This window comes from Niastella soli, from assembly GCF_017742245.1.
GTDB classification, from domain to species: Bacteria; Bacteroidota; Bacteroidia; order Chitinophagales; family Chitinophagaceae; genus Niastella; species Niastella soli.
This window is the reverse complement of record NZ_JAGHKO010000011.1, coordinates 546,587-568,642: the sequence shown is the minus strand read 5'-3', so window position 1 is coordinate 568,642 and position 22,056 is coordinate 546,587. Positions and strand designations below refer to the sequence as shown.

17 protein-coding genes and 1 pseudogene are annotated in these 22,056 nt (G+C 36.9%); 10 read left to right on the top strand and 8 right to left on the bottom strand.

Annotation, left to right across the window (positions count from 1 at the left end; all coding sequences use genetic code 11):
* Nucleotides 1-3 precede the first annotated feature (3 nt).
* The 4 genes and pseudogenes from J7I42_RS28240 to J7I42_RS35760 all read left to right on the top strand — a co-directional run.
* A complete protein-coding gene (locus J7I42_RS28240) occupies nucleotides 4-2,490 on the top strand; it encodes an Hsp70 family protein (protein WP_209142545.1) in 2,487 nt (828 codons plus the stop codon).
* Nucleotides 2,480-3,307, top strand: a complete 828-nt coding sequence (locus tag J7I42_RS28235; RefSeq protein WP_209142543.1) for an RIP metalloprotease — start codon at nucleotides 2,480-2,482, stop codon at nucleotides 3,305-3,307. The genes J7I42_RS28240 and J7I42_RS28235 overlap by 11 nt, the downstream gene beginning before the upstream one ends.
* Nucleotides 3,304-3,759, top strand: coding sequence for a TerB family tellurite resistance protein (locus J7I42_RS28230; protein ID WP_209142541.1), 456 nt, complete (start codon nucleotides 3,304-3,306; stop codon nucleotides 3,757-3,759). The genes J7I42_RS28235 and J7I42_RS28230 overlap by 4 nt, the downstream gene beginning before the upstream one ends.
* Nucleotides 3,759-3,920: pseudogene (locus tag J7I42_RS35760) on the top strand (DUF6804 family protein); the annotation flags it as partial. The gene J7I42_RS28230 and the pseudogene J7I42_RS35760, both read left to right, overlap by 1 nt.
* 90 nt (nucleotides 3,921-4,010) lie before the next feature.
* Here J7I42_RS35760 and J7I42_RS28225 read toward each other — a convergent pair.
* The 3 genes from J7I42_RS28225 to J7I42_RS28215 all read right to left on the bottom strand — a co-directional run bounded on the left by J7I42_RS28225 (nucleotide 4,011) and on the right by J7I42_RS28215 (nucleotide 9,743).
* Complete coding sequence (locus tag J7I42_RS28225) at nucleotides 4,011-7,961, bottom strand: dsDNA nuclease domain-containing protein (RefSeq protein WP_209142539.1); 3,951 nt, start codon at nucleotides 7,959-7,961, stop codon at nucleotides 4,011-4,013.
* Between the two features lie 158 nt (nucleotides 7,962-8,119).
* The gene (locus J7I42_RS28220) at nucleotides 8,120-8,902 is read right to left on the bottom strand and encodes a hypothetical protein (protein ID WP_209142537.1); all 783 of its coding nucleotides are present in this window, start codon (nucleotides 8,900-8,902) and stop codon (nucleotides 8,120-8,122) included.
* Between the two features lie 70 nt (nucleotides 8,903-8,972).
* Nucleotides 8,973-9,743, bottom strand: coding sequence for an AbiV family abortive infection protein (locus J7I42_RS28215; RefSeq protein WP_209142535.1), 771 nt, complete (start codon nucleotides 9,741-9,743; stop codon nucleotides 8,973-8,975).
* Nucleotides 9,744-11,060: 1,317 nt separating this feature from the next.
* Here J7I42_RS28215 and J7I42_RS28210 point away from each other — a divergent pair.
* The 5 genes from J7I42_RS28210 to J7I42_RS28190 are packed head-to-tail and all read left to right on the top strand — an operon-like array spanning nucleotide 11,061 to nucleotide 18,160.
* On the top strand, nucleotides 11,061-11,279 hold the full coding sequence (locus J7I42_RS28210) for a helix-turn-helix transcriptional regulator (protein ID WP_209142533.1): 219 nt from the start codon (nucleotides 11,061-11,063) through the stop codon (nucleotides 11,277-11,279).
* A 12-nt stretch (nucleotides 11,280-11,291) separates the two neighbouring features.
* A complete protein-coding gene (locus J7I42_RS28205; RefSeq protein ID WP_209142531.1) occupies nucleotides 11,292-14,426 on the top strand; it encodes a type I restriction endonuclease subunit R in 3,135 nt (1,044 codons plus the stop codon).
* Nucleotides 14,427-14,429: 3 nt separating this feature from the next.
* Nucleotides 14,430-16,061 (top strand): HsdM family class I SAM-dependent methyltransferase, encoded by a 1,632-nt coding sequence (locus J7I42_RS28200; protein ID WP_209142529.1) that lies wholly within the window; start codon nucleotides 14,430-14,432, stop codon nucleotides 16,059-16,061.
* Nucleotides 16,054-17,997, top strand: a complete 1,944-nt coding sequence (locus tag J7I42_RS28195) for a restriction endonuclease subunit S (RefSeq protein ID WP_209142527.1) — start codon at nucleotides 16,054-16,056, stop codon at nucleotides 17,995-17,997. The genes J7I42_RS28200 and J7I42_RS28195 overlap by 8 nt, the downstream gene beginning before the upstream one ends.
* A gap of 4 nt (nucleotides 17,998-18,001) precedes the next feature.
* The gene (locus J7I42_RS28190) at nucleotides 18,002-18,160 is read left to right on the top strand and encodes a hypothetical protein (RefSeq protein ID WP_209142525.1); all 159 of its coding nucleotides are present in this window, start codon (nucleotides 18,002-18,004) and stop codon (nucleotides 18,158-18,160) included.
* A 332-nt stretch (nucleotides 18,161-18,492) separates the two neighbouring features.
* On the opposite strand, the gene J7I42_RS28185 is transcribed toward J7I42_RS28190, so the two are convergent.
* Genes J7I42_RS28185 through J7I42_RS28170 form a run of 4 tightly spaced genes read right to left on the bottom strand, consistent with a single transcriptional unit; the run spans nucleotide 18,493 to nucleotide 20,553 of the window.
* Entirely contained in the window at nucleotides 18,493-18,696 is a 204-nt protein-coding gene (locus J7I42_RS28185) for a hypothetical protein (protein ID WP_209142522.1), read from the bottom strand.
* Nucleotides 18,697-18,708: 12 nt separating this feature from the next.
* Nucleotides 18,709-19,374 (bottom strand): LexA family transcriptional regulator, encoded by a 666-nt coding sequence (locus J7I42_RS28180; protein WP_209142520.1) that lies wholly within the window; start codon nucleotides 19,372-19,374, stop codon nucleotides 18,709-18,711.
* 20 nt (nucleotides 19,375-19,394) lie between these two features.
* Nucleotides 19,395-20,054 (bottom strand): hypothetical protein, encoded by a 660-nt coding sequence (locus tag J7I42_RS28175; RefSeq protein ID WP_209142518.1) that lies wholly within the window; start codon nucleotides 20,052-20,054, stop codon nucleotides 19,395-19,397.
* 25 nt (nucleotides 20,055-20,079) lie between these two features.
* Nucleotides 20,080-20,553 carry a hypothetical protein gene (locus J7I42_RS28170; protein ID WP_209142516.1) on the bottom strand — a complete coding sequence of 158 codons (474 nt, stop codon included), beginning with the start codon at nucleotides 20,551-20,553 and terminating at the stop codon, nucleotides 20,080-20,082.
* A gap of 251 nt (nucleotides 20,554-20,804) precedes the next feature.
* Here J7I42_RS28170 and J7I42_RS28165 point away from each other — a divergent pair, with 251 nt between their 5' ends.
* Nucleotides 20,805-21,227, top strand: coding sequence for a helix-turn-helix domain-containing protein (locus J7I42_RS28165; RefSeq protein WP_209142514.1), 423 nt, complete (start codon nucleotides 20,805-20,807; stop codon nucleotides 21,225-21,227).
* Between the two features lie 164 nt (nucleotides 21,228-21,391).
* On the opposite strand, the gene J7I42_RS28160 is transcribed toward J7I42_RS28165, so the two are convergent.
* Nucleotides 21,392-21,889: a hypothetical protein gene (locus J7I42_RS28160; RefSeq protein WP_209142512.1), complete on the bottom strand. Its 498-nt coding sequence runs from the start codon at nucleotides 21,887-21,889 to the stop codon at nucleotides 21,392-21,394.
* Nucleotides 21,890-22,056 lie beyond the last annotated feature (167 nt).

The window sequence follows — 22,056 nt, the reverse complement described above, 5'->3', positions numbered from 1 at the left end:
ACCATGGAAAACATGATCAATATAGGAATTGACTTAGGTACAACAAACTCAGCTATAGCAAAATTTGTCAAAGGGGAAATAAACGTCTTTAATAATCCAACTGACTATGGCAGAAACACACTACCTTCTGTTGTCGGGTTTAAAAAAGATAAAATATTTGTTGGAAGCAAAGCCAAAGAGCTTTTAGAAAAAGATCCAAAAAGTGTTGTTGGTGTTTTTAAAAGAAAAATGGGAACATCGGAGAGTTTTAAAATCAAGTCAATAAGCGAATCCAAAACACCTATAGAACTTTCAGCTATTGTTCTTAAAGAACTAAAGACTTTTTTGCCGCCTGGTGAATCCCCACAGGCGGCTATTATTACCATTCCAGCTTCATTTGATACAATACAATCCAATGCAACAAAGGAAGCAGGAATTCAGGCTGGATTTAAGCAAGTAGTTTTATTGCAAGAACCAATTGCGGCAAGTTTAGCATATGCCAATATGAAAAAAGAAAAAGACTTAACTGATGGTCAATGGCTGGTTTATGATTTTGGAGGAGGTACATTCGATGTAGCCCTCATTAAAATTAAGGATGGAGAAATGAAAGTATTAGACCATGAAGGGGATAATTTCTTAGGTGGCTCTGACTTTGACAGGTTGATTGTAGAGAAAATTCTCATTCCCAAAATTACTGAAAGGTACAGTTTTGAGAACCTTGAAGATGAAATGAAAAGTGCTTCAGGAAAGTATAACGCCAAATATTATATCCTATTGAATTCAGCAGAAAAAGCTAAAATTGATCTTTCTGCAAGGTCATCAACAGAAATAGAAGTAACAGGATTTCAAGATGAGAATAACGCTGATGTGGATTTCGAGCTTACTATTACACGTTCAGAATTTAATGAACTGATAAAACAGCATACCGACAGTACTATTGAGATGGTTAAAAAGATTTTGACCAGGAATACTTTGAAAGCAAATGATGTTCAATTTACTTTAATGGTCGGAGGCTCCACCTTTATACCTTTTGTTCGGCAACGAGTTGAGGAAGTTTTACAAATTCCAATTAATTGTGAAATTGATCCAACAACAGCAGTAGCTATTGGTGCAGCTTATTATGCAGCTACAAAGCCTAAACAGTTACCCAATGATGATAAACCTAAAAAAGGAACAAGTATATCTATCAGGGCTGCATACCAAAAAGCATCAAAAGAAAAGGAGGAACTATTTTCGGCAAGGATCTCAGGCGATATAAATGGCCTTTTTTATCGAATAACAAGAGAGGATGGAGGATTTGATACTGGGTTAAAGAAACTAACCGAAAGGATTAATGAAGATTTACCACTGGTTGAAAATGCTTATAACTTTTTTAAAATTACAGTTTATGACAATCAAAATAATATAGTTGAAACAGATGTTGATATGATTGGAATAAACAGTGGTTTTGGCATAAGTGGTCAACCCCTACCCGAGGATATTTGCTTGGAAGTGGATGATGATGATTTAAAAGGGGAGACAAAACTATTGCCAGCATTTCAAAAAAACTCAATCTTGCCTCTTAAAAGAACATTTACAAGAATTCTAAACAAAACTGTAATAAAGGGCTCGACTGAAGAAATTATTCGGGTTAATGTTTTAGAGGGGCCCCAAACATCCTTACCTGAAGCAAATAAATCAATTGGCTTTATGGAACTTTCTGGTAGAAATATTGCAAGAGATGTACACAAAGGCTCAGATATTGAGGTTACACTACAAATGACTGAGTCCAGAGATTTAACTATCTCCGTGTATTTAAACATGGCAGATCAGGAGTTCAAACAAACCTTTAACCCAAAGGAGAGACATACTCCCATTAATGCTCTAAAATTGGATATTGAAAGTCTATCCGATAAGTTAGAGGAGGAAATTGAAGAAGCAACGGAAAAAGAAAACTTTGAAGCCGCAAAAGAGCTTTCCTGCCTAAAAAAGGACATGGAAAACATTTCCGAAAATGCCGAGGCTTTAACTGATGATGATGTAACAGATAAACGATATCAGCTTGAAGATAGGAAAAGAAAACTCGCTCAAGCCATTGATAATGCTACGAAAGACAAAAGAACAGCGGCAGCTAAAGTTGATTATTTTGATACTAAAGAAAAATGTCAAAAATTATTAAATGAAAATGGCAATGATTATGAGCATAAACATTTCAATGATATTGTTGTGCAGGAATCTGCTTTCTTAAGCTCCACCAACCCAATAAAAATACAGGAAAAAACTGAGGAATTGCATGCCATAGTAGTAACGATCCTTTGGCGGACACCTGAATTTTTAATCTCGATTTTCAAGGACCTTTCTCAAAAATCTACTAAGATGAATGATCAAACGCAAGCCAAGTCCTTGATTGATGCGGGGAGATTTGCTATTGAAAGCCAGAATTGGGACAGACTTAGTGAGATTGATAGTGCCCTCATCAACCAGTTGCCTAAATCTGCTCAAAAAGAAATAAATACAAAAATTGGCTTCTAATCTAATGTTTATTTTTAGCTATAATGCTTTTCGATTAGGCGCAATGGTTTTTCTAGCAATTTCGCTTAGTAATTTTATTTATGTATGGCTCTGTAAAATTTGGAAAGTTAAAATCATAGAGTTTGCATTTTTCTTAAATCCTTGGTTTTCTTTGCTCAAAAAAGAAATCAATGGCACGACGTATATTTTAGGTTGGTTGCCTTTGGGGGCATATATAAAGCCATTGGGAATGTCAAAAGAAGATGCGAAAGGAATAGTTAAAGAAGAAATCCCATTTTCTTTTTTTAGCAAGCCGAGAGCAAAGCAAATACTTTTTCGCCTTACACCTTTTTTTGTTTGGCTATTCGTTTTACTACTAAGTGTATATACCTTAAAAAGCTCCAGTAATTTTCTTCAAGCTGTAGAAGAAATGGGTAATTACATTTTGTTGGTTATTAAAACAATGTTTGGTTCGATTTCAGATAGTGAATTCGTGAAGAGGACAAATAACATTCTCTATGATAAAAATATTATATCATTTTCTTTGACATTATTGATTTCAATGTATATTATTCTTACCCCAATGACAAAAATCATGAACTTATATTCCCGAGATGAAAAAAAGCCCCATTGGCTGATAAGAATAGTAGGTTTTATTGTAACCATTTTTGTCATGTATTTGGCCCTTTGGAAAATTCCTGTATTTGTTTTTTCTTTCTTTTCATTTCACCAGAATATAATCTACATTGCCAGTTTCCTTTTAGGTCTATATTTTATTGGTGCATTAATATTTGTACTTGCAGTGATTTTAGTAAAACTAAATACTATTAGGTTATGAAATCAGAAATATTTCAACAGCTTCTTTTTCGTACTGCAGTTACTACAATCGCAGTGGATGGAGAAATTCATGAAGCTGAAATGGAAGAAGTAAAATCAATCATTAAAAATACAGCATACTTTCTGGATTTTGAATATGACCTAACCTTGAAAGAAATTATTGGGGAAATAAATACAAAAGGTAAGGAAGCAATTAACAGCTTCCTTTCTTCCTTACCCGAAAGCGAAATGTCAGAGCAGCAAAAAATTATATTATTGGATGTTATTCTGCGAATGATTGAGGCTGACAAGGGAGTACATCCAAACGAAGTTCAATTTCTTCAACTCGTAAAAGCAAGAATCAAATTATCGGAAGAATTGCTCATTATAAAATTCCCAAAGCAAATTGATTATTTTATAGGTGGCAACTATGGTGTAGATGACATTTTTGACATTGAATTAAATTTTACTTAATGGACAAGGTAATTAAGATCGTTCTTGCTTTGCTATTTTTATTGTGCCTGGCGAATATGCCTTACGGCTATTATCAATTAGTACGCTTTGCGGCAATGGTTGGATTTGCCGTTCTCGCATATCAAGGTAATGAAAAAAAGCAAAAGGCGGAAGCTATTGCTTACGTTTGTTTAAGATGCCTTGACTCTTCTCGATGTCTTAAATTCGGAAACGTTAAAAGTTGCTTTGACGGTTGTCTTATGCCAAAAAAGTTACACAAAAGATTCCTTTCCAAAAGCCTTTCCGCAATCCTCAATGTAGCTCCGAATTTGCTCAAAACTAAATGTCACTTCGCCATCCAGGAATTTTTGCACTTCCGCTTTACCGGGCAAGTAAACTCTTTTTGGATTATCCCATACAATAGTAAAGTGCTGCAGAATAATGGGCTTTAACTCTCCCTCTAACGCTGCTAGCCATTCCCTTTCTACCGGATGGTTCGATAAGTTACTACGATAAGCAGACAGCTGCCAAATGTTCAGCATCATCAATACATAGCGCTGATCCTGTTCATCGGCCTCCTCATTTAACAGCGAGATCTGCCCCCTAACCTTGCCGATAAAAGAATCGCTAACATTTTCTTGAATTATTAAATTTCCGTTTCCGTCGATATCCAAATCTTTAGTTTGGGCAAAAACCATCATTCGCTCAAACAACCGTTTATACACTCTTCGAACTTCTACGATTTCATTTTTTTCGTTCAAAAACAAAAAGGTCACATAGTCAATTTCAGCCTTACCAAGTTCACGAAGGCCTAAAATCAGGTGATAGACTGAGTTATTATTATCATCATAAAGGTTACAATTCTTAACGCCAATAATGATACCAGTCAAATTCTCTTCTTCAATAGTCTCACTCGGCAGCAAAAACCGCATCGATGACACTTTCTCATAACCCCTGATAATAGCATGTATCCGATCTAAACGGCCTTTCCTATCCGCTTGCCACCAAGCCTCCACAAAGCGGGACGGGTTTGGATATTTTTCGGTTGACCCACCCTTCAACAGATGGGCATAGAACTGCGAAGTCTTCAAAAGCTTGCTGTAAATTAGCTCTTCCTCCTCACTGAGTTTGTCAACGCAGAAGTGCGCATGTGTATATCCCAAAATAGCTTGATACGACTTTTGCATTGCAGCAAGGCTACAAACCGCACTTCTCAGATTATAGATAGATAAGCGTCTTTTCTTATCCTCATCGGGCAGAAATATACCAGGCATTTGATTAATAAAGTTTCCAAAAGAGGCAAAAAACGTATTAATCTGCTGTTCGTCCTGGTTGGAAGACTCTTCAAAATACTTGACAGTATAATAAGGAAATTGCTTTAATCGTTGCTTGTCGTTTAAGAATTTATCAGCTTCATCCATCCAACGTTTTGATGCTACGTCAATTTTAGTAGCGTCCCTGGAAAGGTAAGCTTCAAAGACTTTAAGACTGGTCTTTACCAGGCTTACGGCTTTAAATCGGAAATCAAAAAATTGCTTTTGCCACTCGTAAACTGACGCAGAAGAGTAATTGAGTAAAATTGTCTTTTTCCAAATCTGGTTAATATGAATGGCGAAGTCATCAGGAATTTGATCTTTAGGCAGCGCCTTCTCGGCAAATTGTTTGGCTACGGCATAAAGGTGATCATTAAATAAGGGATGCTGCGATATCTCGGTGCAGTAGCGTTCATAATCCCCAAAAAAGGCATGAACAATATTGATCCGAACCATACTTTCCTCGTTCGCCTTTTCGTAATCTTGATAGAACAAGTAGCCAATACGAACATCATTTCCATTTTCAGTTAAGGAAATGATTGCTGACTTCCTTTTAATCCAGGCGATGACTGTCTCCCTGTGGCGGCTAATAAACTGTTGATAGGCGGCAGGCCTGATTGCTCGGTAGAACCGAAACAGGTCGGCAGCATCTGAAATCGCTTCCTTTTCCAATGCAGTCAATAAATACTGATCATCCATTTCAACGATATCAGGAAAGACAACGCCTAGAATATCAAACCATTTATACAGATAAAAAACACCCTTAGTCCACTTGACATTTGTTCTTTCTTTTAAGATCGCCCCCAGGTGCCGCACTAAATTTATAATAGCTGAATCTTGGTAGGAATAAACTGGAAGTTCGCGCCCCTTTTGCTGTAAATACTTAATGTTTCCTCCAGAAGTTTCTACATGTGTTTCTGGGAACTTTTGCAGCACCCCTCCCTGGTTGAAGGGGAAAGTATCGGTCACAAATAGTTCAATTCCCCCCGTTACAAACACTTCATCAAAAATGCGTTGATTGTGTATCCAAAAGCGACCAGGTTCAAAATGCATTAAACCATCAATGGCCGACACTATATTTATAACGTGGCCACTACCGATAATCCTCGCCGCCTCCTTGTAATAATCATCCTTTCCTTCGTTGCGGACTAAAAATGGGGACCCAATAAAAAAATCATAGTACTTATCCCCTTCAACAACCTGTAATACACTTAGTAAAGTCTCATTCAGGGAAATATGGGAATGCAAAATGTCCACCATGTGTTTTGATCTTACCGGATGTAGCCCTTCCACATAAATCGAATCAAATTTTAAATAATACTCCTTCTCTAATTGACGGTACACTTCATTTCGGTCACCTTCAAAGCGAACGGTTTGCTGGATAAACCGTGTTAATCGGTCCGTTCTTAACTTGACATTTAAAATATCAGCCAAACATATTAACCTAAGTACTTCCAACTTCGCAGCGCTTCCCTGCTCCCTTTGCAATACTTTGACCTGGTGGGCTAATCGTTCAGTTATCATCTCCCCTTTCGTCAACAGGTAAACGTATTCAATAAGCAATCCCTTACTATGGGTCTGCTCCCACGCCGGCTGCCATGCGTGGATATCTTTGTGAATTTTGCCCATTCTATCAAGGCCCTCATAAATTGTCTCAGCTTCACCGATACTCAGCTTAATTGGGATTTGTTCTATCGTTACTTTAGAAACATCACCACCATATCTCACCCAGTCCTCCTCCCTGGCTGTGATGAGTAGTTTAACAGGTAGATCACTCATGCGTCCTGCGAGCTCTTGCCACCCCTGTACACCACTGTCCAATCCATCGATTATAATCAGTGGCGTTTGACCAATCCTTAACCGGGTTTCAATAAAATCGTAAACCGCTGTAGCTTGTTCCCAACTCCTGCAGCTATTTAACCGGTAAACACTATCCCCCTGCATCGCGGCAATTTGTCCAACCTGCCAGGCCAAGGTTGACTTTCCCTGCCCACTAGAACTAATAATAACCGTTACCTTAGAGGATGCCAACCCGTTTAAGATGGCTTCCTCCCAAATCTGCCGGCGAACAGGTAATCCCATGGCAATATGAACCGGTCGGGCCGCTTTCCCCTCATAATATTCATCTATTGCCGTAGTATCACTTTCATTGTAAGAGACTTCCTTTATCCAATCATGCTGAACAGCCGGGTTGACAGGAAACTTTGCATGCTCGTCTTTCACCATCTGAATCACCTTTACTACATCCTCTACGGATGCAGTTTGACGCTTTTTTGACCACTGAAAAACATGGTAAAATAAAGATTTTAAAAAAGCCCTTTCTGCTTGGTTATTGACTTCATAGCGCTGGTAAAGTAATTTCCGAATTTCGTTTTCCAGTTGCTCTGTAGTAATTTGTTCAATGGTGATTTGTCTAAAAAACGACTTGAGTTCATCGCTAGAAACCGGCAGACCATCCCCGTTAAATTTCTCTTTCCAAAAAGCTAATTTGTCTGCAGGAAAAGACCTTGCTGAGAAAATCTCCAGGTTTCCTTTCGAAAAGGAGCTATTATGAACCAGCCGAAACTTAGCCGTTGGCGCCTTTTGATATACTTCAAAAAAATTCTGTAATACTTTTAACCCCCAAAGGGCATTGGCATTTATGGGATTGACAGAGGTTTTTACCTGAATGTGCTCTGCCAGATGCTCATCAATCATATCCAGATCCTCCAGACCCTCAAAATGCACCTGCCGGGTTCCCCCAGGTTCCAAGTGACTTAGCGCTGCATAAACAGCGTATATGGTTTGAAAATCCACCCCTCTAAAGTTGATTGAGCCTCCCGTTCGTCCCTCCATTATTACTTCAAGCCTTTCAGGCTCACTAACAATCTTCACCCGTTTAGATTTAGTGACCTTTTTATTTTTTCTCATAACAGCGTAATTCAAAACAATATTCTAGAAAAACAAAGATCAATGGCGTAATCAAATTCCTACAAAAAAGCTACCCAATTTAGAGTCCGGTGTGATCGATCTGTTCCCTAACCATACCAAGGCAAAGTACAGCATGGATAACCCTGTTATTTGCCTACTTAAACTTCATTAAAATCCTCTGGATGTTTTAGTATTTCTATTATTTTTTCTGTTAAACTATTGAGTTGGTCAAGGCGTTCGGCCTGCTTTTCAATACAAATGCCCACGCTTATAGAATGGTTTATGCTTTTGCCAGTCATTTGGTTAACTTTCACAAACACGATACCTACATCCCGTTGTAATGGTTCATTCCAGGGCAAATCATACATTTGACTTATTTCGGGTGTTTTACCATACCTAAACATGGTATTGGGGTCAAGTAATGCACGTCCATCATCAAGTAACAGAATAAGTAAATAGGATTTATTAAAGCCTAAAGATTGTAATGCTGAGGCCTGCTTTACACCCTCTCTTATTTTTTGAATACTATTTATTTTAGATGTCTCCTCATTTATAGCAACAGATTTTACTCTTTTGCATTCAAAAGCAATTGCATTCGCAGGATTATTAGGGTCTATAATCAATAAATCAATATCTCCCGGTTTATAATTATACCTAGTAAGTGGTTCTTTTACTCTTAAAAATATTCGTTGTTTATCAGGGTTAGAGAAGAACTGCTCCAAGAAAAAACGTCTAAAAATTGAATTTTTAAATAGCCATTCAAGTGCTTCACCTTCGCTCATTAAGGTAACACTAGTCTCATTTTCGTCATTATCATTGAAAAATGAATAGGTTGTTTGATTCGAAAATATGGGCTGCGAGTCCATCAGCATAGTCTTAAATAATATAATTCGAGACCCCATAAATATTTTTAATTGAAAGTTATCGGGAATATTGATCAAGCTGCCGAGTTAATCATTAAGTTCTCGAAAGAAAAAAGTCTACGTTCGGTTAATAACTCCCATCATAAAATTATTGACCAGTAAAAACCACTTGTTTAAACAAATCAAATGGGCTATTCCTTGAAGCCCGCAGATCTTTTAGCATAATAGCAATTTTTGAGTAATGATCTTTGCTTTTGAATTCTATTCTTTTTTCCTCAATCAAATCAATAATCACTTTGTCTTTATTGGCAATCTGCGTTATAAAAGACCTCCCTATCTTTCTGACTATTGATAGCTTTAACTTTACATCGTTATATTGTTCTTGTGAAATATTTATAGGATTTATTAATTTGCCGTTATAGCCGGCATAAAAGCCATCCTGCCGAATATTATCAATCTTCGAGAACCAATCTAGTTCACGTTTTAAAAGAATTAATTGTCGAAGCAGATAAAATTTCATTTTCTGCTCAAAAATGTTTTCACTTTTGATCTCTTCCATAAACGAAATTGCCCATTCAGGGTTTTCTCTTAGCTTCTTAATAAACCCCAAAAGTTCATTCATAGCCCAGCCCATGGTAAATAACCAGTAAGCGATATAGTACCTAATTAAATGGTTTTTAAAAAAAACATCCATTCCCTTGACTCTTCTGAATTCAAAACCTAAACTGTCCTGGCATAATAAAATGGCTTTTATTAATTCTTCGATGCTTACAACACAAAGCGAACTAGCAATTCCGTATTCGCCCAATGATGCATTGACTTTTGCTGCTTTCCATTTGGCATCAGAATTTTCCAGTAGGGCTTCATAGGCTACTACACATTCCTCCTTGGAAATGGTAGAAAAATTTCTACTATCCATGCTATTAAATTATTACCTCAAAAATTTACTTAGAAAAACACGAAAGTATTGAAATGGCTATCCTCTTCGTCGGAAGCCAATATGCAAAAAGGAGATATTTTTTAATGTAATACCCATAAGACGGCTAAAACGTAAGAAACCAAAGATATAATTATTCGGTCATTTTTTAACCAAGTTAAAGACAACAAATGGGAGTAGGCTTAACGTAAATAACACAAGAAATACTGGTATCCAAAAACACCTCCTTGTTTGCTCTGCAACTTAAATGTAAAAGAAGGAAAAAGTTATACCGGTAACAGACATTCAATGATTCTAATTTAAACAATCTGCAACAGATATTCAGATACTTAGATATGTAATAATCTATAATAAAGTACTAATATAGTTCGGAAGGGCTGAAAAATGGTTCCTGACGTTTACAGAAACCAGGTAGGTTACAGAATCTACGGTACCTGGCTTGCCTTCCGTAAAGATATTCAGGCAGTGATAACAACTGACGCAATAAAGCAAAATGCCTCGCATGAACAGCTAATCCTTACCCTACTTACCAATGAGCTGCAACAGCGTATGATCAATCGAGAAAAGGCACGTTTGCGTAGTGCCAGCTTCCCTCAGCTTAAATATGCAAGACCTGGACAGAACAGAGCTTCCCGAAGATGGCAGAGCCAGACTGTTCGATCTGGAAACGCTGGAGTTTATTAAGGATTAGGCGGCAGCCCCGGAACGGGTAAATCATATATTGCGATAACTGAGGAATTCTTGTTTATCGTTGTTTGTGATAGTCTCTCCATGATTCTGCATCCAAGCCGCTATCTTTTTGTTCAGTGTCAAAACCTATCTGTAGCAGTGGTTCATTGATAAACTCATGGAGGTTCGTTCGCGCTTCAAGCCGGTATTTTCTGGCGCGACATCTTTTTCATGTCTCTGGTACAGATAATGTTTCTAAAATGCAGTTCCGCAAACAGGCATCCTCCTTCCTTAACCGGACATAACCTCTTCAGATTTTTCTATAACTGACAGTTTGACTTTGTACATTTCTTGTTGATCCAAACCACCTCGTAATGCTTATCAAAAGCAGCATCCTCATGATATAGTAAGGGGGCTACTAATTAGGGCTGCAACATAAAGTCTTCTAAAAAGAGGACATTGCGTATCTAATACGATCTATGGTCGGGAACCAGATGCTATTAATCAAAGCTCAATTAGTGCTTCCAACGGATCAACAGACTGCATTTTTCAGAAATAAAATCTAAATATGGTCTTGTAAATGAGGAATTTACTTATCTGTACAATATATTTGCCTAATAAGCAGATTTTATGTCCAAAAATACAATTAATCGTATCAAAATAGTTCTTGCTGAGCAAGAAAAAACGAATAAATGGCTTGCAGAACATTTGAGTAAGAATGAAACAACAATCTCTCACTGGTGCACAAATGAAAAGCAGCCCTCGCTTGAGACGTTAGTTGGTGTCGCTAAGGTTTTGAATGTGGATGTGCGGGAACTATTGCATTCAACAAAATCTTTATCAGTCTAATCTTAATTCCTAATGTCTTTTAACGAAAATTCGCGCGTAAAAATTCCTGCGTTGTTGCATTTGATGAAACTAGGATATCAGTATATTCCTATTTCGCAACAAAACCGTAGAGGAGATACTAATATCTTCGAGGACGTTTTTTTGGAGAGTTTGATACGGATTAATTCGGGTGTTGCCCGGGAGGAAATTTTGCGTATACTAGATGAAGTGAGCCTGGAATTAGATTATGAGGATTTAGGAAGAAAATTTTATCAAAGACTGACCGCAACTTCCGGTATTAAGCTCATTGATTTCCAAAATTTTAATAATAACAGCTTTCATATAACAGCCGAACTAACGGCCAAAAACGGCGATGAGGAGTTTCGTCCAGACATTACGATACTTATAAACGGTATGCCTTTAGCATTTGTTGAAGTCAAGAAGCCGCACAACAAAGAAGGCGTGATTGCGGAAAGAAGTCGTATTAATGCCCGTTTCAAAAACAAACATTTTCGACGTTTTGCCAATATCACGCAATTGATGGTTTTTTCCAACAATATGGAGTATGAAGACGGCATTGTGGAACCTGTGTTTGGAGCATTTTATGCCACTCCGGCTTATGCTGATTTACAGTTTAATTTTTTCAGGGAAGATGAAGACTATCCGGTCAAACAAAAATTGAGAACTATTTCTGAACTGGAAGAAAATGCTGTATTGAAAGATAACAACTTGCTGGTCATTAAACATAGTCCGGAGTTTAAGACCAACAAAGAACCATATACACCTACACATCGTATTCTGACTTCTTTATTTAGCAAAGAACGGTTGGCTTTTCTGCTTCGTTATGCCATTGCTTATGTGGAAGAGGAAATCGGCTTGCAAAAACATATTATGCGGTATCCACAGCTATTTGCAACAATGGCCATTGCTGCAAAATTAGCAGAAGGCAAGCGTAAGGGTATTATCTGGCATACTCAAGGGTCGGGAAAAACGGCATTAGCATTTTATAATGTTAAACATTTAACGGATTATTATCAGAAACAAAATGTCATTCCGAAGTTTTACTTTATCGTAGACAGATTGGATTTACTGATTCAGGCTTCAACAGAGTTTGTTAATCGCGGACTGAAAGTAAATCAAGTAAATTCTCGACAGGCATTTATCGACGATTTGCAAATAGCCGGTGCTATACATAACGACAGTGGAAAGGCTGAAATTACAGTGGTTAATATTCAGAAATTTAGTGAGGATGCCACGGTAATAAAGCTACCAGATTACGATATCAATACCCAACGTATATATTTTCTGGATGAAGCCCATAGAAGTTATAATCCTAAGGGAAATTACCTCGCCAATTTGATTAATTCAGATAAAAATGCGGTGATTATTGCCTTAACCGGTACGCCATTATTGAAAGAGGTGGCAAAAGAATACGATTCTAAACTGCTATTTGGTAATTATATCCATAAGTATTATTACAATCGTTCAATTGCAGATGGCTATACATTACGTCTGATTCGTGAAGAGATTGAAGGGCGTTTTAAGAAGGAAATGAAAGTAGTTATAGATCAAATTTTAGAAGATACTAAGCTCCTTAAAGGCGATATTAAAGCATCGGATGTATATGCTAAAAAACCATTTGCTCAAGGATTGCTGGATTATATTACCAAAGACTTACAAGAGTTTAGAAATTACTGGCAAGATAAGACCCTGGGCGGGTTGGTTGTCTGCGATTCTTCTAAGCAAGCCAAAATGTTGTTTCAATTGTTTGAGGAGCAATATGGCAAACAAGAAATAGATGCAAGTAAGCTGACCGAATCTCCTGCTCCTTACGGTGAACAAGAAATAGATGCGAACAAACTACCCATAGCTGCCGAACCAGCTGTTCCGTATGGCAACCCCAAAAAAGAAAACCTGACTGCAGCTCTGATACTGCATGATGAAAACGATAAAACTATCCGTAAAGACCTCATCAAAGCATATAAAGCAGGAAAGATTGATTTACTATTTGTATATAATATGCTACTTACAGGGTTTGATGCAAAGCGTTTAAAAAAGCTTTATTTAGCACGTGTGATTCAAGACCACAATTTGTTGCAGACGTTGACACGAGTGAATCGTCCATACAAAAAGTACCAATACGGTTATGTAGTAGACTTTGCTGATATTTCTGAGGCTTTTGATCGCACCAATCAATTGTATTTCCGTGAATTGCAAGAACAATTGGGTGATGAAATGGAAATGTATTCGCACCTATTCAAGTCAGAGGCCGAAATACGAGCAGAGATTGAAAACATAAAAGAAATCCTTTTTCATTACGACACTGAAAATCGTGAACTATTTTCTCAGCAAATCAGCCAACTAACAGACAAAAAAGAATTGATGTTGTTGGTAAAAGCTTTGCGTACCGCCAAAGAACTTAAAAACCTGATTGCTCTACAGGGTTTTGAAGAATTGGGTGAATTAGTTGATTTCGATGTGTTAAACCGTTTATTGATAGAAGCACAAAACCGATTAGACAATCTCAACTTTATAGAAAACATCGGTCATGATGACGCTACACAAAACCTATTGGATACGGCTTTGGAGGATATTATTTTTCAGTTTATCAAAGTGGGTGAAGAAGAACTGAAACTTGCTGATGAATTGAAAGAGCAGCTTCGTAAGACTCGGGAAGCTTTGCAGAGCAATTTTGACCAAGTCGATCCGCATTTCGTCAGCTTAAAGGAGGAACTGGAGCGCATTTTTAAAAAGAAAAATCTTACCGAAACCACACAAGCAGAAATGGTAGAAAACCTGCCATTGTTACGCAAAATCTATGATCAGGCAAAAGAGCTGAACCGAAAAAATGCTTTGCTTAGAGCGAAATATAACAATGATGAAAAATATGCGAGGGTTCATAAGCGGCTGACAGAAAAAGGAATGCTCAATGCTAAAGAGATGCAATTGCACCGCGCATTGATGCAGGTAAAAAATGAAGTAGACAACAAACTAGAAGGACAGGAAGATTATTTAATTAATGAAGCCTTGTTCGACCGATATTTAATTCGCTTAGTGTCGCAAAAGTTTGTAATGGATGAAAAATTAGATTTAGACACAAATACCAGGCAAAATATCAGTACTCTTATAGGGAAAGAATATTTTCAACTATACCATAATAGAATATAATAAATGACAAAGGATATTACGTATACTATAAAAACCAAGCAGCTCATTGATAATCTAAAAAGCGTCTGTGCCAACTATGGGTTGGGAAATGACGGCAATGAATTTAAGATTATTACACAGGTTTTTTTATATAAGTTTTTAAACGACAAATTCCGTTACGAAGTAAAAAAACTAAAACCGGAATTGGGTGTCAATAATGATTTCAATACGGCATTAACTAAACTTAAAAAGAAAGACTTTGAACTGTTAATGGATTTACTGGATGAGAACGTGCCGCGCTTGAAACCTCATCAATTAATTTCTTATTTACACAACATTCAAAACAGCGGAGATTTTGCCAAAACGTTTGATGATACATTAAGAGACATTAGTATTGAGAATGCCGAAATATTTTCCATCAAATCTTTTACAGGAGCCAAAGATCTATTGTTTGATGAATTGAGTGCATTTATCTCTGATCGTTCGGAAAGAGATGCTTTCTGTCGGGCTATCATCAATAAATTGTTTGAATTTAGCTTTGAGGAAAGCTTTGAATATTATTTCGAAGAGAAATACGACTTTTTCAAAGATATCTTTGAATACTTGATTAAAGACTATAACTCCGACTCAGGAGGTAAATATGCTGAATATTATACGCCCAATGCAGTTGCAAGGATCATTGCGAATATTCTTGTTCCAGGAAAAGTAAAACAGGCAAGATGTTATGATCCCAGCGTGGGATCCGGATCTTTATTGATGTCTTTGGCACATAAGATTGGGGAAGATAAGTGTACTATTTATACCGAGGATATTTCCCAGAAGTCAAGCACTATGCTGCGTCTGAATTTGATCTTGAACAACCTGACGCACAGTATTCCTAATGTGATTAAGACAAACACAATAGCACAGCCATTTTATCTTGAAAAACAGAAGTTTGATTATATCGTTTCTAATCCACCTTTTAAGCTCGACTTTTCGGATTTCAGAAATGATTTAGAGAAAGATAGTTTTAAAGAACGCTTTTTTGCCGGCGTTCCCAATGTGCCTAATGCCAAAAAGGAATCAATGTCGATTTACCTGCTATTTATTCAGCACATCATATATAGTCTGAACGAAAGTGGAAAAGCCGCGATTGTCGTGCCTACTGGATTTATTACGGCGCAAAGCGGTATAGAGAAGAAAATACGTGAACGCTTGATTGACAAAGGTTGGCTACGTGGTGTAGTGAGTATGCCAAGCAATATTTTTGCAAGTACAGGCACCAACGTATCAGTATTGTTTTTGGATAAAAAAGCTGATAGCGATCACATTGTACTGATGGATGCTAGCAAATTGGGTGAAACTGTAAAGGAAGGTAAAAACCAACGAACTGTGCTGACGCGTGAGGAAGAAACTCGCATTGTGGAGGCCTTTAACTCAAAAGAAGCAGCAGAAGACCTTTCTGTGATAGTCTCCAAAAAGCAGATACAGGAAAAAAATTATTCTTTCTCTGCCGGGCAATATTTTGAGATAAAAATTGAGTATGTGGATATAACGGTCGATAAATTTCAGGAAAAAATGAAGGGCTTTGAACAAAGGCTGAATGAATTATTTGCCGAAGGTAGTCGTTTGGATACAGAAATTCAGAAACAATTAAAAGGGTTAAGGTATGAATAATCTCTTTTTTGAGGACATCGTCAGAAAAGATGATGGGTTTTTAAGAGGACCATTTGGAGGAGCTTTAAAAAAGGAGATATTCGTCAATAAAGGTGCGAATACTTTCAAAGTGTATGAGCAAGGAGTAGTATTGAATAAAAATGATAAATTAGGCAATTATTACATCACTGAAGAATACTACAATTCTTCAATGAAAAGGTTTAACGCAAAACCAGGTGATATTTTAGTTTCTTGTTCTGGTGTAAATTACGGTGCTATATATCAGTTACCTAATGATGCTGAAACAGGTGTAATAAATCAAGCTTTATTAAGAATCAGACTTAATAATGAAATAGTCAACGATAGGTATTTTCTTTATTATTTTGAAAGTTATATTGTAAATAAAATTATTGGTGGAACAGGGGATTCTACAATTCCAAACTTTCCTCCAATGACAGTTGTTAGACGAGTTCCAATCGAACTCCCTGATTTACCAACACAACAAAAAATTGCTGCTATTTTGTCCGCCTTAGATGACAAAATAGAACTCAATAATCGCATAAATGCCGAATTGGAACAAATAGCCAAAACATTGTATGATTATTGGTTTGTTCAGTTTGATTTTCCTGACGAAAATAAAAAACCTTATAAATCTTCGGGTGGAAAGATGTCAACCAATGCAAAATTAAAAATGGATCTACCTAAAGGTTGGGAGGTGAAAAATCTAAGCGAAATTAGTTCAGAATTGGTTAGAGGAATTTCCCCAAAGTATTCAAACGATTTCGGCATACCTGTTATCAATCAAAGATGCATTAGAAATAATACTATTGACTTTGCTTTTTGCAGAGTACATGATATTCAATTGAAGCCAATAACAAAAGTGATTAAATTAGGAGATATTTTAGTAAATTCTACTGGTGTTGGGACACTGGGCCGGGTAGCATTAGTAAAACGGCTTGAAAACCCTCAAACAACATGTGATTCACACGTGACAATTGTTAGAGCTAATTTTAATGAAGTTAATTCGCTCTTTTTGGGGATTTCTTTGTTAAATAAGCAATCGGAAATTGAGAAACTTGGCGAGGGATCAACTGGTCAAACAGAACTAAGTCGAGAAAATCTTGGTAAATTACTATTGACACTACCTAAACGTGAATTGCAAAATAAATTCGAGTTAATTGTAAAGCCACTTTTTGAGAAAATTGCAATTAATGAAAAACAAAACAAACAACTTTCTACCTTACGTAGCTGGTTGTTACCTATGCTAATGAACGGCCAGGTAAAGGTGGGCAGCAGTTCTATGTCAACCAAGAAGAGTGCAAAAGCTACACGACTACAAGCCCGCAATGAGAAGACTGTAGAGCTAAATATCCCGGCAAACAAAGTAGGTTTTGCTAAGCAAGTACTGGCCGGAAAGATTGTTTCCAAATTTATAGATGATCCGAATTTCACAGACATCAAATTTCAGAAAATACAGTTCCTGGCAGAACATATTGTTGAAGCTGATTTAAACCTGAATTATTATTGCCAGGCAGCAGGCCCCTACGATAATAAATTCATGCATACAATCTACAATGACTTCCGCAAGCAACAATGGTTTGCTTACCAGGATAAGCAATTCATTCCTTTAGAAAAACAGGACAAAATTGAAGGATATTATCAGGGGTACTTTGCTTCTGCAGAAGACCAACTGAATAAACTATTCGAGTTGCTATATCACACTTCAGAAGCTGAAGCTGAAATAATTGCTACAATTTACGCTGTATGTAATAACCGGATTATAGAACGTCGAACCACAGCTGATGAAGAATTAATCAATGACTTCTATCTATGGAGTGATCGTAAGAAGAAGTATACAAAAGAACAGGTTTCTACTGGGCTTCAATGGTTAAGAAAGCACCAACTGGAGCCAAGGGGTTTTGGGAAATTGATTAAGAAAGCGACAGGTAAAAGCTAAAAATATGCCACCAGAAGTTCTACAATTCATTGATGAGTATGCAGAAGAGCTCGTTTCAGGTAATGCGGCCTATTTTGTAGGCGCCGGTATTTCCGTTGACTCACATCTCCCTGATTGGTCAGGTCTCATAAAACCTTTTACAGATTATACTTTCCACAAATAAAAAAGCCTCCCGGAGGGGAGGCCACACTAATCAAATACCATTAACCATTAAACCTTATCCTATGACAGTAAATTACTAAATAGTTCGATACTAAAATAGAAAACAACCTTTTAAATTATTCTTTTTTGACTCCTATCAATTTCCAAATCCCGACTAGTACAAAAGCACTCGATTATTCGTTTATACATCAACATGACTAAATAATGGAGGCGGCTTACTCTTCACCAAACAGCTTACAAGTCCGTCAGAATTATCTATGAAATAATACCCATCGCTAGAAATCGGCGGCTTATTTGCTAAAATATTTTCCATTTTCCCTAGTAAAATATTTCTTATTTTATTTCCAGTATTTCATCATCATTCAATCCGGTCGAATCCCGAATGACTTGTAACGAAGCCGATTTAGTAAGATTGTCGCTATTATTTTGAATATACCTGGCAATTGTGAACTCTGTAACACCGAGTGCGTCCATCAAACAGCGACGGATATGCGGTTTATTAATCATTTTCAAGGCCTTTTGACTGAGTTGCATCATAGTAAATTTGGTTTATTGTTTAATAAGGCAGGCCGCTATTTTAAAAATTGATTTCACTTGAGTCCATTTAAGTTGTATAGGAGGGTATTTTACCTGATCGTCGTTATCCGCTATTAATTGGATGCCGTTATTGGCATTATCCAAATAAACCCTTCTTACGATTCCCTGTAAGTTTGCATCAATAATATAATAATAAAGCCCCCAATGTAGATTCTGGAAATCTTTCAATCGGGATATTGCTATGCTACTCCCATTCATAAGGGCAGGTTCCATATCGTATCCGATAACATCAATTAAGCCCTCAACATATCCCAGGTTAGGTGCGTATATACGATTAGCAATTAACTCTAGTTCATTATTGGCATTAATAATAACCGTGCCTGCAATGGCTTTACCATCAATTTGTGATGTTACTGGTTGGCAATTTTTAAAAGGAAGTTTTACTGTCGCCGGTTTTTGTCTTTCCAGATCAAACAATTCACCTTCTAATTCACCTTCCGCTGCATCCAGGTAAGCTTTTAGTTTAAAGTAATCTTTCACATCGCTTGGTTTAGTCCCTTTCTCCCATTTATAAAGCGTTTCCTTGGCTATACCAGTCATAATTGAAACTGATGGCATTTTAACATTTGACCTTCCCCTAAATTCTTTTAGCCGTTTTCCTATATTAGTATCTTGCATCGAATATTGATAACTTGTTGTTAATGATATTGAGCTCTTTTGTTCTTGCTTATATTAAATCCAACCCGTAGACAATATAAGCTACCATAAAATTGTGGACAGTTACCCTCTGTTATGACGCTTCTCAAGTCGCTTGTTGCATCAAGTTGAAAACGGTTGTAATAAATCCCGACAGTACTGCAAATGGATAACCATTGAGGCGCTATAATTAAATAATCAGCACTGCTATAGTTATAACTTGAGTTGGCATTATTAACCCGATATTCAGTTTTTTTATTCCAGGAAGTTTGAAGGTTAGCTCCTACTCCTCCTGATATCTTTACTTTTCTATTTATTAAATTGTAAATGAAGGACAACTCCAAAGTCACGCAGTTCATTTTAACACTATACGACTCTAAATATGACGATGTGTAAAATGGAACTTCAGAATGGAAAAAATATGCGCTTGAAACGCCCAGCGCTGCCTTTACTATAGGTCTACAACTTTGACTTAAGGGTATATTAATCCCTACCGTTCCAATATTCACACAACCTTTATTTAATAATTGTCTTCCCGTTGGAAAAACAGGGGAAAGTTTTGTTAGCCCCGTGCCTGCTGATATAAACCAGGATACTGGTTGAGACATACTGCTTTTGTAAAACACAAGGAATAATATACTACCGATAAAAATTATTTTCATACGGCCAATCGATTACTTTAAATGATCAAATTGAATCTATCGTCGAACAGGCATATACCACAGGTAAATCCATCCTTTTAGCTTCCGTATTAACCTGGTAAAGCAAAAAACTGTAAATATGAGAGTTGCAATATGTAGGTTCAACATACAATTCATAAATTACGTGGGTATTCTCTTGCTTGTTGGTATAGGCCATGGCTATCTCATTTGACTGCTGGTTAGGCATGTATAAGTAAAAATTCATTTGACTCGCAGTATTCTCAATCGCTAATAGCAGGGGCTGTTTTAAAAGAGGGAATAACCGAAACTGGCATCCGGGACGGGCAATTAAAATTGAATAAATAAACTGCAATTCCTTCCTATATACCCCTACTTTGATAATTAATTCATTTTTACTTTCAATTAGGTCGTTTACGGTGTGTTGTAAGTCAAGTATGCAGTTATTTTGTTTTACTGTAATGGGGAATACGAATTTTTTAAGGATTAAAATGAGTTTCATAGGGTACCGGTCTTTTCGTAAAGCCAATAGGTTATTACAAATCTGCTTTGGAAGGGCCATTAGGTATTGTTTTCGGGAAGTCGCCATATTGATAGGTTGGGAAGATATTTATAACATTCTGGGTGCAAATTATCATAGGCTTGTGCCGTACCAAACCGAACAAGCCTGTATGTTACCGGGTTTTTATTGTATCTTACCAAAGGATTTATTGGTATTTTACCAATACTGTAAAATCTATATATTTGTAAAATATGATTACTAATATGCCGGAAAAAGCACATCAAGGTAGAGCTGTAAAACGCATTCGAGAAATCTTAAATATAAAGCAAGAGGTTTTGGCTGACGCGTTAGGTATTAGCCAACAAAGTGTATCAACATTGGAGAGTAAGGATTTAATAGATCCTGAGACCTTGGAGAGGATTGCAACAACCCTCAAAGTGCCAGTGGATGCAATAAAGAATTTTAATGAGGAATCTGCCATTAATATTATAGCAAATACTTTCCAGGGTGAATCTGCAGCCTATGTACAAAACTACAAATGCACTTTTAATCCATTTGATAAATGGGTAGAAACTGTAGATAAAAACGAAAAGCTATATGAGGCATTGCTAAAAAGCGAACGCGAAAAGATCGCCTTGCTCGAAAAGCTACTGGATGATAAAAAGAAGAAATAAATCTTATAGTATTTATATATATAAAGCCATCCAATATTGGGTGGCTTTACTTTTAGGTAGTAAGCATGTCCTCCACATAGTTTCCCATGCATACCACATGACCACCACACCATTTAAATTATGAGCCCCAGTGGATATTTCATTTCGCGGCCACTGCAATACACCTACAGCATCTTTTTATGAAACTCTGATCTAACGTTACCTCTTTCATCCAACCAATGAGGTAACAGATAATAATACCCTCTTACGCCTTTCATTTTTTGTTGTATAACCCTTCCATATTTCACGGCATTGCTCAAAAAAGCAGAAAAGTACTGCACCTTATTATAATGTTCCGCCAGGGCCGGTTCCCGTTTTTCAAGCAGTGTTATTAATTCAGGGGAACGTAATGGCCGGTTTTCCTGCTGCAAGGTGAAAACAATCTTACTAATCCAACTGGAAGTGCTACCATATCCATCGTTGTTTCGATTATCGTTAAGTTGTTCTTCTAATTTCCGCACCTTTTGCTGAAGCAATTCATTCTCAGTAAGTGTTTTTTTCAATAAGTCGTATTGCATGGCAACCGTTATTTGAAGTTCCTCAATAGCCTGCTGCATTTTTTCGGGTGAATCGGACTTTATTTTTGCAGCTTCACGAGATTTCAGGGGCGTATGGCTATTCATTTGTAATAATTTTAATGGTGGATAATAGCTGTTTTTAATCGTACTCTTGGCTTATTCTAATTATTGTCTGATCGGCGTCTAACACAAGTCTGATAAATTCTAATTGGCATCTAATAGTATTCTGATTAAATTGAATCGTCCATACAAGTGTGAAAAGCATAAAGGCC

What these genes read in the sequence shown, in the direction of transcription:
- J7I42_RS28195 (WP_209142527.1), top strand. Translation starts at nt 16,054, where the DNA reads ATGAATAATCTCTTTTTTGAGGACATCGTCAGAAAAGATGATGGGTTT.
- J7I42_RS28190 (WP_209142525.1), top strand. Translation starts at nt 18,002, where the DNA reads ATGCCACCAGAAGTTCTACAATTCATTGATGAGTATGCAGAAGAGCTC.
- J7I42_RS28175 (WP_209142518.1), bottom strand. Translation starts at nt 20,054, where the DNA reads ATGAAAATAATTTTTATCGGTAGTATATTATTCCTTGTGTTTTACAAA.
- J7I42_RS28200 (WP_209142529.1), top strand. Translation starts at nt 14,430, where the DNA reads ATGACAAAGGATATTACGTATACTATAAAAACCAAGCAGCTCATTGAT.
- J7I42_RS28205 (WP_209142531.1), top strand. Translation starts at nt 11,292, where the DNA reads ATGTCTTTTAACGAAAATTCGCGCGTAAAAATTCCTGCGTTGTTGCAT.
- J7I42_RS28240 (WP_209142545.1), top strand. Translation starts at nt 4, where the DNA reads ATGGAAAACATGATCAATATAGGAATTGACTTAGGTACAACAAACTCA.
- J7I42_RS28170 (WP_209142516.1), bottom strand. Translation starts at nt 20,553, where the DNA reads ATGAAACTCATTTTAATCCTTAAAAAATTCGTATTCCCCATTACAGTA.
- J7I42_RS28185 (WP_209142522.1), bottom strand. Translation starts at nt 18,696, where the DNA reads ATGATGCAACTCAGTCAAAAGGCCTTGAAAATGATTAATAAACCGCAT.
- J7I42_RS28215 (WP_209142535.1), bottom strand. Translation starts at nt 9,743, where the DNA reads ATGGATAGTAGAAATTTTTCTACCATTTCCAAGGAGGAATGTGTAGTA.
- J7I42_RS28225 (WP_209142539.1), bottom strand. Translation starts at nt 7,961, where the DNA reads ATGAGAAAAAATAAAAAGGTCACTAAATCTAAACGGGTGAAGATTGTT.
- J7I42_RS28180 (WP_209142520.1), bottom strand. Translation starts at nt 19,374, where the DNA reads ATGCAAGATACTAATATAGGAAAACGGCTAAAAGAATTTAGGGGAAGG.
- J7I42_RS28230 (WP_209142541.1), top strand. Translation starts at nt 3,304, where the DNA reads ATGAAATCAGAAATATTTCAACAGCTTCTTTTTCGTACTGCAGTTACT.
- J7I42_RS28165 (WP_209142514.1), top strand. Translation starts at nt 20,805, where the DNA reads ATGATTACTAATATGCCGGAAAAAGCACATCAAGGTAGAGCTGTAAAA.
- J7I42_RS28160 (WP_209142512.1), bottom strand. Translation starts at nt 21,889, where the DNA reads ATGAATAGCCATACGCCCCTGAAATCTCGTGAAGCTGCAAAAATAAAG.
- J7I42_RS28210 (WP_209142533.1), top strand. Translation starts at nt 11,061, where the DNA reads ATGTCCAAAAATACAATTAATCGTATCAAAATAGTTCTTGCTGAGCAA.